Consider the following 12,760-nt stretch of genomic DNA (forward strand, 5'->3'; position numbering starts at 1 on the left):
CCGCGGCGAACGGAGAGCAGACGTGGCACTCCGCGCCCTCAACTACCTCGAGATCGAGTCCAGACTCGATCGCAGCGGAATCGGAACGGCCGCCGACCAGCAGCGCGCCGCGCTCGAACGGACGGACGTCGAGGTGGTGACCTCACCGTGGCGCGGCGGGGATCCGCTCTCGGGGCTCCGGGCGGCCGCCACCGGTCGGGGTCTCTTCCGGGAGTACGACGTCGCGCACTGCAACCTCGTCGGGCCGGGGTCGCTTGCCGTCGCTCGTCACGCGAAGCGGAACGACATCCCGCTGATCTTGCACACGCACGTCACGCGCGAGGACTTCGCCGAGTCCTTCCGGGGGTCGACGACGGTCGCGCCCGCGCTCGGCCGCTACCTGCGGTGGTTCTACTCGCAGGCGGACCTCGTGCTCTGCCCGTCGGAGTACACGAAGCGCGTGCTCGAATCGTACCCCGTCGAGGCCCCGATCCAGCCGATGACCAACGGCGTCGACGTCGAGGCGCTCGAGGGGTTCGAGGCGTTCCGTGAGGAGTATCGCGAGCGCTACGACCTCGAGGAACCGGTCGTCTTCCTCGTCGGCAACGTCTTCGAGCGGAAGGGGCTGACGACCTTCTGTGAAGTTGCGGAAGCGACGCCCTACGACTTCGCGTGGTTCGGCCCCTACGACACCGGCCCGCACGCCTCGAAAGCGGTCCGCCACTGGACCGCAAACCCGCCCGAGAACGTCACGTTTACCGGCTGGATCGACGACATCCGGGGCGCGTACGGCGCGGGTGACGTGTACCTCTTCCCGACGAAGAACGAGAACCAGGGGATCGCCGTCCTCGAGGCGATGGCCTGCGGGAAGGCGGTCGTGCTCCGCGACATCCCCGTGTTCGAGGAGTTCTACACCGATGGCTACGACTGCATCAAGTGTGAGACGACCGCCGAGTTCACCGCGGCGGTCGAGCGCCTCGCAGCGGACGAGGCGCTCAGACAGCGGCTTGGCGAGAACGCTCGTGAGACAGCCATGAACCACAGCCTCGACCGCGTCGGTGAGCGACTCGCCGGCATCTACCGCGACGTCCACGAGGCGAAGCGGGACGGCCGGCCAGTCGACGTCGGCGATCGCGACGACGCCGACCGCGACGATCGGGACGGCGACGTCGGTCCCGAGGACCACGACGGCGACGGGAGTCGTCGCGGCACGTAACGCCTCAGTCGACCACACGGGTAGTCGCAGCACGTAACGCCTCAGTCGACCACACGGGTAGTCGCAGCACGTAACCGCCGATCGACCACAGCACCAAGCGGGGCGGGGGATTCGCAACTGATTAAGCCCGCGTCCGTGAATCGCCGTCGATGGCTCCCCCTTCGGTCGCCGCGTTCACCGACACCTATCTGCCGACGGTCAACGGCGTCTCCTACACCGTCCAGACGTGGCGCGACCGCTGGCGGGATCGCGACGGACGGATGTCGATCGTCTATCCCGGCAGTGACGAGTACGATCCCGACGACGACGAGTACCCCGTCGGGAGTCTCCCGTTCCCGGTGTACGAGGGGTTCCGACTCGGGACACCGACGATTCCGAGCGCCGTCGACGACGTCGACGTCGTTCACGCGCACACGCCCTTCGCGGTCGGCCTCGGCGGAGTGCGTCTCGCCCGCCGGGAAGACATCCCGCTCGTCACGTCGTATCACACGCCGACAGCGGAGTACGCCGACTATCTCACGTCTCGCCCACGGGTAGAGCGGGGGATCGAGCGCGTCGCCGAGCGCTACGAGCGGTGGTTCCTCTCTCGGTCGGACGCGATCGTCTTCCCCAGTGAGGACGCGAGAGAGCGCGCCGTCTCCGAGACGGACATCGAGGCCCCGACCGAGGTACTCTCGAACGGGGTCGACGTGGAGTTCTTCGCCCCGGGCGACGGCGACGCGTTCCGGGACCGCTATGACCTCTCGGCCGGACCGCTGCTCGGCTACACCGGTCGGCACGGATACGAGAAGAACCTCGCTGAGTTCCTCCGGGCCGCAGCGGGGATCGACGCGACGGTCGTCCTCGGCGGTGACGGCCCGGCGCGCGAAGAACTGGAGTCGCTGGCCGCCGACCTCGACCTCGATGCCCACTTCCTGGGCTTCCTGCCGCGCGAGGCGTTGCCCGGATTCTACACGGCGCTCGACGCGTTCGTCTTCCCGAGCCCCGTCGAGACGCAGGGGCTAGTCGCGCTGGAGGCCAACGCCTGCGGGACCCCCGTAGTCGCCGTCGACGCCGGCGCGCTCGCCACCACGGTCGAAGACGGCGTCACCGGCTATCACTACACCCTCGGCGACGTCGCGGACTGCCGGGCGACCATCGAGCGCGTGCTGGACGAGCAGGCGTCGCTCGCGGAGTCGTGTCTGGCGCGCCGCGAGCAGTTGAGCGTCGAACACGTCGTCGACCGGCTCGCGTCGCTCTACGAACGGATCGTCCGAAAAAAACGCGCCTGACGGACTCAGTCGTCGAGGTCTTCGACGGCCTGCGCGATGCGCTGGAGTTGCCGCGTCGCGTCGCGGACCTCGTCGCGGAGCTGTCGCACTTCGCGGACGAGTTCCTCGTTATCCTGCGAGCCGCCCTCCTCACCGCGGCCGCCGGGGCCGCCGCCACCCATTCCGGGCGGGCCGCCACCCATCCCGCCGGGGCCGCCGCCGCCCATCATGCCGCTCATCATTTGTGCGAAGGGGTTGCCGCCGCCACCGCCGGGGCCGCCGCCACCGCCCATCATCTCTTCGGGTTCGGGGCGCTCACCCTCCTCGCGTTCCTCAGCGCGCCGCTCGCGGATCTCCTCGACGCGCTCGCGGAAGGACTTCTCCTCGCCGTCCTCGTCTGGAGTATCCTCGGCCTCGTTCTCGGCGTGATCGTCTGGTTCGTCCGACATACGATCCGATACAGCCTCACCCCCCAAATGACTGTTGATCGCTCGCGGGAGCCGGGGACAGAACGAGCCCGAACGCGACAGATCGCCCCGGCGACGCGTTATGCGACCGCTGAGTCTTCCTTGTCGTCGCCGCTCGGTTGGGCCAGCTGTTCGATGACGTCGTGGAGGGTGACGTCGTTGACGAGGATGACGTCGCCGACGGCGCGGACCCACCGATACGGCAGAATGACGCCCTTCTGTCCGTTCACGAGGTCGGCGAACAGTTCGTCGTTGAGTTGTCTGAGTGCCAGTCCGGTTACCGCCTGTCGCTCCTCGAGATCGAGGCGGACGTCCGCGACTTCGCCGACGAACACGCCTTCGTTCGAGTACACCTCGCGGCCGATGAGTGTCGTGATCTTCTCGGGTGTCTCGTCCATACGCCTGTGGTCGTGAGCGTTCGTCTTAATAGTTCGCAGAGACCGCCCCGGAAACGGTCGATACTGCGAGAAGCGCGGCAGACAGGCGTCAGACGAGCCACTTAGACCGGTGGGTCGACCTCACCCTCGGTCGAACGCCTCGGCGGTGACGCGGACGACCACCGTCTCCGAGACCGGGCGGAGGTCGTACTCCGGGACGGTACCGTCCGGGCGCCGAGTGACGTACATCGGTTCGACCAGCGCGCCGTCCTCGACGCCGTACACCGCGAGTCGTTCGCCCGTCTCCGTGGGCCGGACCTCGCCGTCGCGGATCGCCGTCGCGAGCGACCGGCTCAGCCACTCGTCGGTCGAGACGCTCGGCTCCCGAACGAGTGCGAGATCCACGAAGCGGACGAGATACCAGTTCAGATCGTTGCACAGCGAGACGGCCGCGCCGAGGCTCACGGTGTCGACCGCCAGCGAGTTCGCGAACGGTTGGTGGCGCTCGTACGTCGAGAGCGCCTCCCGGGCAGTCTCTCGGGAGAGGAGTTCGTACTGGACGTCGACGTCGTCGGCGCCGATGAAACAGACCCGCGTCATCGTCGTGAGACCGCAGAGACGGCCGGTGGCCACTCGGAGAACGGGTCGAACGCAGTTCGCGAAAGCGCGTCGATCATCGGTCTGTGGTCCCGCGTCGGCGGGAACGGCTATCCTCAGGTTTCGAAGGCGGTCATAAATCCGTTGCGGTGCGACGTCACACGAGACGAAGAACAGATGAGCGGTCTCGACGCGTCAGTCGTCGCCGTCGAGCCAGGCCGTCGCGCACGTCTCGTCGCAGAAAGAGAGCAGTCGGCGCTCGCGGGTGATCTTCGTCGCGCTGCCGGGGGTCCGGGGTCGATCGAGTTCGATCTGGTAGTGTGACCCGTGGAGGTCGACCATTTCGCCGCACGCCGGGCACGGTTCGGTCGTGGCGTCCCAGTCGTTTCGCTCGACGACTTGCCGAACCGTCCACTCGGGATCGGGTGCGGACCGGATGGGTCGTGACGTCTGTGACATTACCAGATTGTACGTTCTCTGGATACGTAAACCCATTTTTGACCGATTATTCATACTGGACTGCTATGTAATTAATGTCCACACGCATATCGCCAGAGGTCCACACAGTCAGGTGCGGTGGACGGTCACAAGGATCGGATCGAGGCGGACGCTCCGGCCTCGCGGGCGATAGCGAGGAAATCAGGCGGTTCGGCGGCGACGACTGCGTCGAGGCTCGCGTTCGTCTCCGGGTGGGCGGGCGCGACGCGGTCACACCCCGCGGGGAGCGTCGCGTCAGTGTATGTGCCGAGGTCGCGCGCCTCGGCGACGATCATCGGCTTGTCGGCCGTGAGCAGCGGCCGGTGGACGGGGAGCGCAACCGCGGCGTCGGTGACCGCGAGGTTCGCGCCGGTCTGACTCGACTTCTGTCCCAGCGCCTCGCCGGTGGCCACGCTGTGAGCGCCGTCGCGCTCGGCGACAGCCTCGGCGGCGGCCAGCATCGCCCGACGGAGCGAGAGCATTCTGGTCTCTCCGACGGCCTCGACGCCCTGTTCGACGAACCCCTCGCCATCGACGACGCGAGGGCGGAGGTCCGCCCGCGGAGCGCGTTCGGCGAGCGTCCGGAGCACCTCGAAGGCCCTCGCACGGTGGTCCGCACCGCCGTAGCGCCCGAGATCGACGTACACGGGGATCGCCTCACAGCCCCGACGGAGCATCCGCCAGAGGGCGACCGGCGAGTCGAGGCCGCCGCTGACGAGGACGGCGACGCGGCCCTGCGAGCCGACCGGAAGGCCGCCGGGCCCCTCGAACCGCTCGGCGGCGACGAACGCCTCTCCCCGCCGGACTTCGATGCGGTAGGTGCGGTCCGGCTCGTCGAGGTCGACACTCGCGCCGGTCTGCTCGCCGATCACGCGGCCGGCTTTCTCCTTGATGTCTCGGTTCGAGAAGTCGTGGGCGTCGTCGGGGCCGATCCGGTCGCTATCGACCGCGTAGGTCGGCTCGTCGTAGGCGGTCGCGAGTCGGCGTGCCGCGTCGCAGATGACGTCGAGTTCCGGCGCGACCGCGGCGGCGGGGCGGGCGAACGACACGCCGGGAATGGTCGCAGCGACGCGCGCGGCGGCGGTGGGAGACGCGGTCCGGACGACGATCCGCGACCAGCGGCGTTCGACGTCGCCGTCGACGCCGGCCGCGTCGAGTGCGGCCTCGACGTCACTGGCGACCCGCTCGGCCATCTTCGTGCGGACCGCACTGCTCTTCGCGCCGAAGTCGCCGTGGCCGAGAAGCACTGCGTCGGTCGCGTTCACGGTCGTGCTTCGTCGCGGGTGCGTATCAGCGTCTCGGTGGTGGACGAGAGCGAAGCGAACTCCGGGCGCGGGCGGCGGGGAGCGAGGGTCCGGGGGGCAGAAAGCGCCGCGATCAGAACGTCGTGAGTTCGCCGTCGATGACGCGGCGGGTGATGTCGGTGACGTTCGCCAGGCGGTCGTCGACGATAGCGCGGATCTCCGGTTCGAGCGTCGCGAGGTCGGCGTCGGGATCGGTGACGACCTTCGCGTCGGCGATGTGCGGTTGGTCGATCGGTCGACCGATCTGCGAGAGCAGGCGGACCTGGAGGTCACGGATGCCGTCGACCTCCTCGACGACGCTCTCGGCGATGTCGGTCGAGAGCAGGTTGTAGATCTTTCCGATGTGGTTGACGGGGTTCTTCCCGGAGGTCGCCTCCATACTCATCGGCCGATTCGGCGTGATCAGCCCGTTGGCGCGGTTGCCTCGGCCGACGGACCCGTCGTCGCCCATCTCGGCGCTGGTCCCCGTGACGGTGAGGTACACCGAGCCCTCCTCGTAGTCGTCGGCGGTGTTGACGTCGACCGCGACGTCCCGATCGGTGAGGTCGCGGGCGACCGCGGCGGCGTGGTCGCGGACGCTCTCGACCGCGTCGTCGTACTCTTCGAGGTCGGCGATGTATGCGTCGACCATCGCGGCGGCGACGGTGATGTCGATGTGATCGCCCTCGCGCTTGCCCATCACCTTCACGTCGGGACCCAGTTCCGGGTGCGTGTCGGCGTACGCACCGTTGAGTTCCTGTTCGACGGAGAGCACGATCTCTTCGGTCTCGGTGAGCGGGGCGTGACCGACGCCGAAGGAGGTGTCGTTCGACATCGGGATGTCCGCGCCGTCCTCGCCGAAGACGTCCTGCAGGTCGCCGGAGCCCTCGCCGAGTCGCACGTCGACGATGACGTCCGTCCCGACTTCGAGTTCCGGGATGTGCTCGTTGAGGTAGTCGCGCGCGGCCCCGATGGCGGTCGCGTCGACCGGGAGCCGTCGGCCGTCGTACTCCTTCGTCGCACGGCCGACGATCAGGAGGTAGATCGGTTCGATGATCTCACCGCCCCCGTACTGGGGCGCGGACTCGCCTGCCACCAACTGCGTCTCGTCGGTGTTGTAGTGCAGGACCTTCCCGACGCGGTCCAGGTACAGATTCGAGAGTGCCCGCGAGACGCTCTCGGCGATGCCGTCGCTGATTGAGTCCGGGTGCCCGATGCCCTTTCGCTCCACAATCTCGACCGCCTGATCCTCGACTGCCGTCCGCTCGGCCGCCTCGATAGCGATGTTCCGCTCGGTCATTGCCGCTGGGTTCGCCCCGGGCGGATCTATAACTTGCGGAAAACTTCGAAGGCAGGAATATTACTTGTAGATATGCCCGACGGTGGGATCAGGACTCTCCTCACGTCTCCGCAGCGAGCAACAGGCCGAGGTAGGAGGTCCTGATCTGGTCGTTCGGGTCGAGGCCGAGCCGATCGAGCACGTCGAATGCCCCCTCACGGACGGCGTCGACGTCGGCTTCGGCCTCGGTTTCGGCTTCGACTTCGACGAACTCGCCGAGGCCGTCGACGCGATCGAGCGTCACCGTATACCCGTCGAGTTCGTAGAACGTCCGGTGCTTTTCGACGACGGCCGCCGGTTCGAAGCCGAGGCCCGCGAAGATCGACCGGGCCGTGTCGGCGTCGTCGACGCCGGTCTCGTGTTCCTCGCGCGTCTTCGAGTCGGCGTCGACGAGCGGTCCCTTGTAGGTGAGTTTCGTCGTCGGTCCCGTCTCTGTCTCGGGTGACTCGTCGTCTGTGGGGGCGTCCCCGCCCGACGACTGCCGGCGCTCCTCGCGGATCCGGAGCGCCTCGTCGGTCTCGGCGAAGTCGCGGTGGGGCGCGTCGTAGTAGGTGTCGACCTGGGAGACGCGGGCTAGGCGCGTGGCGCCCGCTTCCTCGATTGCCGGGCGGACGGCCTCGTGTGACGCGCGCAGTTTGAGTTCGACCTCGAACATATCGAGCCAGTGACCCGGAATCGTCAAAAACCGTCCGCTTGCGCCCGAGAGCGGTGAGCGCGCCGTTCGACGGGGTAATCCGGCCGTGGGGCCGAAACGTGATTCTTAAGGGTCGCACGGGAGATGATCAGCGTATGAGTGACGAACAGCAGGCGGACGCCGACGAATCGCAGGCAGACGCCGACGAGGACGTTCCCGAGGACGCCATCCAGGATGGCGACTTCGTCCGTCTCGCCTACACGCTTCGGACCGTCGACGACGACACCGTCGTCGACACGACAGATCAGGAAACCGCCGAGGAGGCCGACATCGACACCGAGGAGTACGACTTCGAGCCTCGCGTGATCACCGTCGGCGCCGGCCACGTCTTCGAGAGCGTCGACGAGGAGCTCACCGGCGCGGAGGTCGGTGACACCGGAACCGTCGAGATCGCGGCCGCCGAGGCCTTCGGCGAGTACGAGGACGAGCAGGTCCGCACGGTCAGCGCCAACAAGATCGACGAAGACGACCGATATCCCGGCGCACAGGTCCAGATCGACGGCGATCAGGGCCAGGTCATTACGATGGTGGGCGGCCGCGCCCGCGTCGACTTCAACCACCCGCTCGCGGGTGAGGACCTCGAATACGAGTACGAGGTCCTCGAACTCGTCGACGACCGCGAGGAACAGGCCGCCAGTATGCTGGAGATGTACCTCCAGGAGACCCCCGAGGTCTGGATCGAGACCGACACCGTCGAAGAAGAGCAGGTCGTCGAGTCCGACGAGGACGAGGGCGAGGACGAAGACGAGCCGTCCGAACCCGAGACCGAAACGGTCGAAGTCGAGAAGGAGACGCTGTACATCGAGGCCACGCAGCAGATGACGATGAATCAGCAGTGGATGTTCTCGAAGCAGCAGATCGCCCAGGACGTGATCGACCGGCTGGATCTCGACCGCGTCATCGTCCAGGAGACCATCGACGGGATGGGCGGGATGATGGGCGGCCTCGGCGGCATGATGGGCGGCGCTGGCGGTGCCGGCGCGGCCCCCGAAGACATCGAGGACGCCATCGAGGACGTCGACGTCGATGCCGACGAACTCGCCGCGGAACTCGACGACGTCGACGTCGACGAGTAACGCACCCGGTTCTCGAACCCTTTCGGCGGCCCGAGCCACACGACGTTCCGAGAGGGATTCGTTCGAACAAAGACACCACGAGCAGCGTCCGCCCCACCAACGGCGAGGCTGGCAGCCGACGCGTTCGCCGGACTCCCTGTCGCTGGTCACGAGGTGACTGCCGCTCAACGCGCTCGACAACCGCGAAATTGGAGGACGGTGACCGTCCTCGCGACGCTCGTCGCAGCAACGACTGGATGCCTCGTCTGTACGTCATCTTCCGTTGTCTGTACGTCGCCTTCCGTTGTGTATACCGCCCGTGCGTCGGCTGTACGCCGCCCATACGTCGGCTGACGCCGTTCCGGCGGTGGCCTCACGCGATGTCGCGGCTCGTGTCGACCGTGACGCGGTCTGCGAGTTGGAGTTTGATCGTGTCCGTCGGCGGACTGCCGCCGCGGAACTTCGGAACCGCGAGGCGGTTCTCGATCTCCGATCCGTCGATCTCGGTCTGGAGGTCGAAGACGACGTCGGCCATATGTTCGGTGTAGGCGCGGTTCTGCGGCTCCGAGTCGTGTTTCATCCCGTGGAGGACCGCCAGTCCGCCGGTGTTGACCATATGCGTCTGGAGTTCGTTCAGGAACTGCCGGTAGCGCGCGGGCTCGGGTTTCTCAAGCGCGTCGACGACGTCGATCACCAGGTTCGCCCGCTCGGGGAGGTCCCGGACGAACCGGTTCGCGGTGTCGAGCGGCGCGTTCCCGCCGACGTCCCGGATCGTGGGATCGCCCACCCGACCGGGCGTGCGATCGAGCGCGTCGCGGATGGCCTGATCCGAGCGGATGGTGGTGAGATACAGCGTCGCGCGGACTGCGGTCAGTTCGTAGAGAAACAGCTCCGACTGGCTGGCGGGATCCGCAGCGAGAAACACGATGCTGCCCGGCGGGATCCCACCGTCGAGTTGGCGATCGAGAACGCTGACGCCGGTCGAGAGCCTGTCTGCCACAGGAGGAGTTGAACACCGAGCGGCTTAGGCTTTCTGTCGGTCGGCGAGCGCCCGCGCCAGTCTGTCGTACGAACGGCCGACGGCGGGATCGGCGAGCGGATCGGCCGCCGGCGGGACCGTCGCGAGGACCGGGCAGCCGAGCAGATCGTCGGCACCCGGCGGTGTGAGGCGGGCTTGCGTGAGGACCGCGCCGGCGACGGGCGTGCCGACGGCACGTGCCATCGCTGCTGTCTTCGCCGCGTCGCGCAACGCGGCGATGCAGGGCGTCGCGACGAGGAGGACCGCGTCGGCGACGCGAAGCGGGACCGTGGCATCGGGCCCCGCCCCGGCCGGGCAGTCGACGAGGACGGTTCCCTCGTAGCCGGCGAGCCGTCGGAGCCGACAGCCGACGCCGTCGGGCGGGGCGCGGACAGCGGGTGCGACGTAGGTCTCCCCCCGAGGGGTCGTGGGGTCGGGATGGCCGGGGTCGCCGCCGGGTGGCGGATCGCGCGGGACGCCTGCGAGCGCGTGGAGGTTCGGGAGGTCGGCGTCGGCGTCGACCGCGAGGGTCCGGTCTTCGATGGCCCGGGCCAGGCCGAGCGTCGTGGTCGTCTTTCCGCTGCCACCCTTGCCGCCGGCGATCGCGAGCATACCGGCCGTGGCTGCGGCTTCCTATATGAATGCGAGGGCGCGGAGAAACAGTCGGGGAACCGCGCCGGACACGGATCGGGCGTAATTCCCGGCCAGACTGCCGCTCAGTCGTGACAGCAGCCGCCGGCCTCGCCGCCGAAGTCGATCGCCAGCGGTTCGGAGATGGCCTCGTTGACCGCTTCGAGGCGGTCGGTGAGTTCCTCTTGGGCCTCGAGGTACGCCGCCATCTTCGGCATCGAGTGGAGTTCTTCCTGGGCCGCCTGGACGTTCTGGAGTGCCTCCTCGGAGGCGGAACCCATCTGTCGGGCCTGCATATACTGATCGCGGAGCTGTCTGAACTCCGAGATCTGTTCTTGGACGTCGTCGTCGGCCTCGACCCCCGCCTTGGCCTCCTCGAACGCCTCGTACTCGGGAGTGGAAGCGATCGCGTCGCCGAGTTCGTGACCGAGTTCTTCGAGTGGGTCCGTCTGGACGCTCATACCAGTCTTACTGAACGCTGTGTGTTTCAACTTACCGGACGGGAGGGGCACGTCTGATATCCGCCGAACATCTGAGCAATCGGGTCTCTCACGGTCGTTTTCCGGTGTCTCGGAACCGCCGGGGTTATGGGCGTCGGCGGGCTATGGCGTTGCAATGAGCCAGGACGCGTCGACGGACGGCGACCTTCGGAACACCGGAATGTCGCTGAAGCACGATCGAGAGTGGGACTACGAACTGGACCGAATCGTCGAGGCGGTCGAAGAACGGGACGCCACCCGCGTCGGCCTGCAGTTCCCAGAGGGACTGAAGCGCCGGGGACCAGCCGTCGCCGACGACCTCCGGGAACTGTGCGACGACGACGTGACGTTCTTGCTCTCGGGACAGCCCTGTTATGGGGCCTGTGACCTCGATACGTACCTGATGCGGCGGACGGACGTGTTCGTCCACTTCGGCCACTCGCCGATGAAAGAGTCCGAGAAGATCATCTACGTCCCGCTGTTCTCGAACGTCGATCCCTTCCCGATTATGGAGGACGCCGTCGAGGAGTTGCCCGAGGACGACGTCGGACTGGTCACGACCGCCCAGCACATGAACCGCTTCGACGAGATGGTCGAGTGGCTCGAAGAACGCGAGTACGACGTCCACACTCGCCGCGGCGACGACCGACTGACCCACGAGGGACAGGTCCTCGGCTGCAACTACGCCTCCGCTGACATCGACGCCGACCAGGTACTCTACGTCGGTGGCGGAAAGTTCCACCCGCTCGGGCTGGCGATGGAACACCCCGACAAGAAGGTGCTCATCGCCGACCCCGTCAACAACGTCGTGACCGTCGCCGACACGGAGAAGTTCCTGAAGCAGCGCTACGGGGCGGTCCACCGCGCGATGGACGCCGAGAAGTGGGGCGTCATCTTCTGTACGAAGATCGGTCAGGGGCGGATGGAGATCGCCGAGGAGATCATCGAAGACAACGACGACGCCTACCTCATCACGATGGACGAGGTGACGCCCGATCGCCTGCGGAACTTCGATATGGACGCGTTCGTGAATACGGGTTGTCCGCGCATCACGACCGACGACGGCCCGCAGTTCCACAAGCCGATGCTGACGCCCGGCGAGTACCGGATCGCCGTCGGCGACAAACCGCTCGACTCGCTCTCGTTCGACACGTTCCACGGCACCTGGTAGTCCGACGCGTCGGATCGACAGTCGGCAACGCGTGGGCCTGAGAGTCGTTTTTTCACGCTCGGTGACTGAAGCCGTCGATATGTGCGCCGCGCCACCGACCAGCGTGCTCCTCCCGACGCGTGAGTGGACGCCGGTCTGTGAGATCGACTCGTCTGGACGGACGATGACTTCGGTCACCCCGCGGACTGGCTAGCGGCGTTACACGTCCTCGGTCGTATCGCTCTCGGCGTCCGCCTGGCACGCATTCGCGGCGGATTCGACGTACGTGACCGCCGCTTCCGCCGACTCGACAGCCTCGACGTGGGGGGCGTCGTGCGTTCCCAGCCCCACCGTAGGTCGGTCGTAGACCGCCGCGTAACCCAGTTCCGAGAGCGTGCCGCCGCCGCCGTCTACCGCGACGACGGCGTCGCCGTTCATTACCACGAGCGCGTTGCGGGCGTGGCCCAGGCCGGTCGCGATCACCTCGTCGACGTACTCGTTGGCGTCCGCCCGGCGGTCGGTGGGAAGAATACCGATGGAGCGGCCGCCCGCGTCCGCCGCGCCCCGGCAGACCGCCTCCATCACCCCGCCGAGGCCGCCGCACACGACCGTGTGACCGCGCTGGGCCAGCAGTCGACCCAAGGCTGCCGCCCTCGTCGCTTCGCGCTCGTTCACCGTACTACCGCCGATGACGCTGACTCGCATACCGGGTCTCGTCGGTCGCGTGGGAAGGCCTTTCGCCTCCGCGT

The 12,760-nt window shown here is 67.5% G+C and carries 14 protein-coding genes and 1 pseudogene; 4 read left to right on the top strand and 11 right to left on the bottom strand.

The genetic code is table 11. The annotated features are described in order from the left end of the window. Nucleotides 1-22 precede the first annotated feature (22 nt). Together BLU74_RS00630 and BLU74_RS00635 are read left to right on the top strand one after the other, a co-directional pair. Nucleotides 23-1,090: pseudogene (locus BLU74_RS00630) on the top strand (glycosyltransferase family 4 protein); the annotation flags it as partial. 254 nt (nt 1,091-1,344) lie between these two features. Then, on the top strand, nt 1,345-2,466 hold the full coding sequence (locus BLU74_RS00635; protein WP_089764013.1) for a glycosyltransferase: 1,122 nt from the start codon (nt 1,345-1,347) through the stop codon (nt 2,464-2,466). A 5-nt stretch (nt 2,467-2,471) separates the two neighbouring features. On the opposite strand, the gene BLU74_RS00640 is transcribed toward BLU74_RS00635, so the two are convergent. The 7 genes from BLU74_RS00640 to cyaB form a co-directional block, all read right to left on the bottom strand. Continuing rightward, nucleotides 2,472-2,894 (bottom strand): hypothetical protein, encoded by a 423-nt coding sequence (locus BLU74_RS00640; protein ID WP_089764015.1) that lies wholly within the window; start codon nt 2,892-2,894, stop codon nt 2,472-2,474. 98 nt (nt 2,895-2,992) lie between these two features. Beyond that, entirely contained in the window at nt 2,993-3,310 is a 318-nt protein-coding gene (locus BLU74_RS00645; RefSeq protein ID WP_089764017.1) for a PRC-barrel domain-containing protein, read from the bottom strand. 120 nt (nt 3,311-3,430) lie between these two features. Beyond that, entirely contained in the window at nt 3,431-3,889 is a 459-nt protein-coding gene (locus tag BLU74_RS00650) for a DUF5804 family protein (RefSeq protein ID WP_089765198.1), read from the bottom strand. A 192-nt stretch (nt 3,890-4,081) separates the two neighbouring features. Beyond that, nucleotides 4,082-4,345, bottom strand: coding sequence for a hypothetical protein (locus BLU74_RS00655; RefSeq protein WP_089764020.1), 264 nt, complete (start codon nt 4,343-4,345; stop codon nt 4,082-4,084). Between the two features lie 125 nt (nt 4,346-4,470). Continuing rightward, a complete protein-coding gene (locus BLU74_RS00660) occupies nt 4,471-5,628 on the bottom strand; it encodes a tRNA sulfurtransferase (protein ID WP_089764022.1) in 1,158 nt (385 codons plus the stop codon). Between the two features lie 112 nt (nt 5,629-5,740). Beyond that, nucleotides 5,741-6,946, bottom strand: a complete 1,206-nt coding sequence (locus BLU74_RS00665; RefSeq protein WP_089764024.1) for a methionine adenosyltransferase — start codon at nt 6,944-6,946, stop codon at nt 5,741-5,743. 100 nt (nt 6,947-7,046) lie between these two features. Then, a complete protein-coding gene (gene cyaB / locus BLU74_RS00670) occupies nt 7,047-7,640 on the bottom strand; it encodes a class IV adenylate cyclase (RefSeq protein WP_089764026.1) in 594 nt (197 codons plus the stop codon). Between the two features lie 134 nt (nt 7,641-7,774). Between cyaB and BLU74_RS00675 the strand changes: the two genes are divergently transcribed. Then, on the top strand, nt 7,775-8,755 hold the full coding sequence (locus tag BLU74_RS00675) for an FKBP-type peptidyl-prolyl cis-trans isomerase (protein WP_089764028.1): 981 nt from the start codon (nt 7,775-7,777) through the stop codon (nt 8,753-8,755). 352 nt (nt 8,756-9,107) lie between these two features. Here BLU74_RS00675 and BLU74_RS00680 read toward each other — a convergent pair whose 3' ends face one another. The 3 genes from BLU74_RS00680 to BLU74_RS00690 form a co-directional block, all read right to left on the bottom strand. Then, a complete protein-coding gene (locus tag BLU74_RS00680; protein ID WP_089764030.1) occupies nt 9,108-9,734 on the bottom strand; it encodes an RAD55 family ATPase in 627 nt (208 codons plus the stop codon). Between the two features lie 24 nt (nt 9,735-9,758). Beyond that, the gene (locus BLU74_RS00685; protein ID WP_089764032.1) at nt 9,759-10,364 is read right to left on the bottom strand and encodes a MinD/ParA family ATP-binding protein; all 606 of its coding nucleotides are present in this window, start codon (nt 10,362-10,364) and stop codon (nt 9,759-9,761) included. Between the two features lie 104 nt (nt 10,365-10,468). Then, nucleotides 10,469-10,843, bottom strand: a complete 375-nt coding sequence (locus tag BLU74_RS00690) for a YlbF/YmcA family competence regulator (RefSeq protein ID WP_089764034.1) — start codon at nt 10,841-10,843, stop codon at nt 10,469-10,471. 154 nt (nt 10,844-10,997) lie between these two features. On the opposite strand from BLU74_RS00690, the gene dph2 reads away from it, so the two are divergent. Continuing rightward, the gene (gene dph2, locus BLU74_RS00695) at nt 10,998-12,032 is read left to right on the top strand and encodes a diphthamide biosynthesis enzyme Dph2 (protein WP_089764036.1); all 1,035 of its coding nucleotides are present in this window, start codon (nt 10,998-11,000) and stop codon (nt 12,030-12,032) included. A gap of 198 nt (nt 12,033-12,230) precedes the next feature. Here dph2 and BLU74_RS00700 read toward each other — a convergent pair whose 3' ends face one another. Then, nucleotides 12,231-12,716, bottom strand: coding sequence for a TIGR00725 family protein (locus BLU74_RS00700; RefSeq protein WP_089764038.1), 486 nt, complete (start codon nt 12,714-12,716; stop codon nt 12,231-12,233). Nucleotides 12,717-12,760 lie beyond the last annotated feature (44 nt).

Source organism: Halobellus clavatus (assembly GCF_900107195.1).
Classification (GTDB): Archaea; Halobacteriota; Halobacteria; order Halobacteriales; family Haloferacaceae; genus Haloquadratum; species Haloquadratum clavatum.

Bases quoted from the DNA above. Each gene is read 5' to 3' on its own strand.
- BLU74_RS00655 (WP_089764020.1), bottom strand. From the start codon at position 4,345: ATGTCACAGACGTCACGACCCATCCGGTCCGCACCCGATCCCGAGTGG.
- BLU74_RS00675 (WP_089764028.1), top strand. From the start codon at position 7,775: ATGAGTGACGAACAGCAGGCGGACGCCGACGAATCGCAGGCAGACGCC.
- BLU74_RS00650 (WP_089765198.1), bottom strand. From the start codon at position 3,889: ATGACGCGGGTCTGTTTCATCGGCGCCGACGACGTCGACGTCCAGTAC.
- BLU74_RS00640 (WP_089764015.1), bottom strand. From the start codon at position 2,894: ATGTCGGACGAACCAGACGATCACGCCGAGAACGAGGCCGAGGATACT.
- BLU74_RS00685 (WP_089764032.1), bottom strand. From the start codon at position 10,364: ATGCTCGCGATCGCCGGCGGCAAGGGTGGCAGCGGAAAGACGACCACG.
- BLU74_RS00665 (WP_089764024.1), bottom strand. From the start codon at position 6,946: ATGACCGAGCGGAACATCGCTATCGAGGCGGCCGAGCGGACGGCAGTC.
- BLU74_RS00690 (WP_089764034.1), bottom strand. From the start codon at position 10,843: ATGAGCGTCCAGACGGACCCACTCGAAGAACTCGGTCACGAACTCGGC.
- BLU74_RS00645 (WP_089764017.1), bottom strand. From the start codon at position 3,310: ATGGACGAGACACCCGAGAAGATCACGACACTCATCGGCCGCGAGGTG.
- dph2 (WP_089764036.1), top strand. From the start codon at position 10,998: ATGAGCCAGGACGCGTCGACGGACGGCGACCTTCGGAACACCGGAATG.
- cyaB (WP_089764026.1), bottom strand. From the start codon at position 7,640: ATGTTCGAGGTCGAACTCAAACTGCGCGCGTCACACGAGGCCGTCCGC.
- BLU74_RS00700 (WP_089764038.1), bottom strand. From the start codon at position 12,716: ATGCGAGTCAGCGTCATCGGCGGTAGTACGGTGAACGAGCGCGAAGCG.
- BLU74_RS00635 (WP_089764013.1), top strand. From the start codon at position 1,345: ATGGCTCCCCCTTCGGTCGCCGCGTTCACCGACACCTATCTGCCGACG.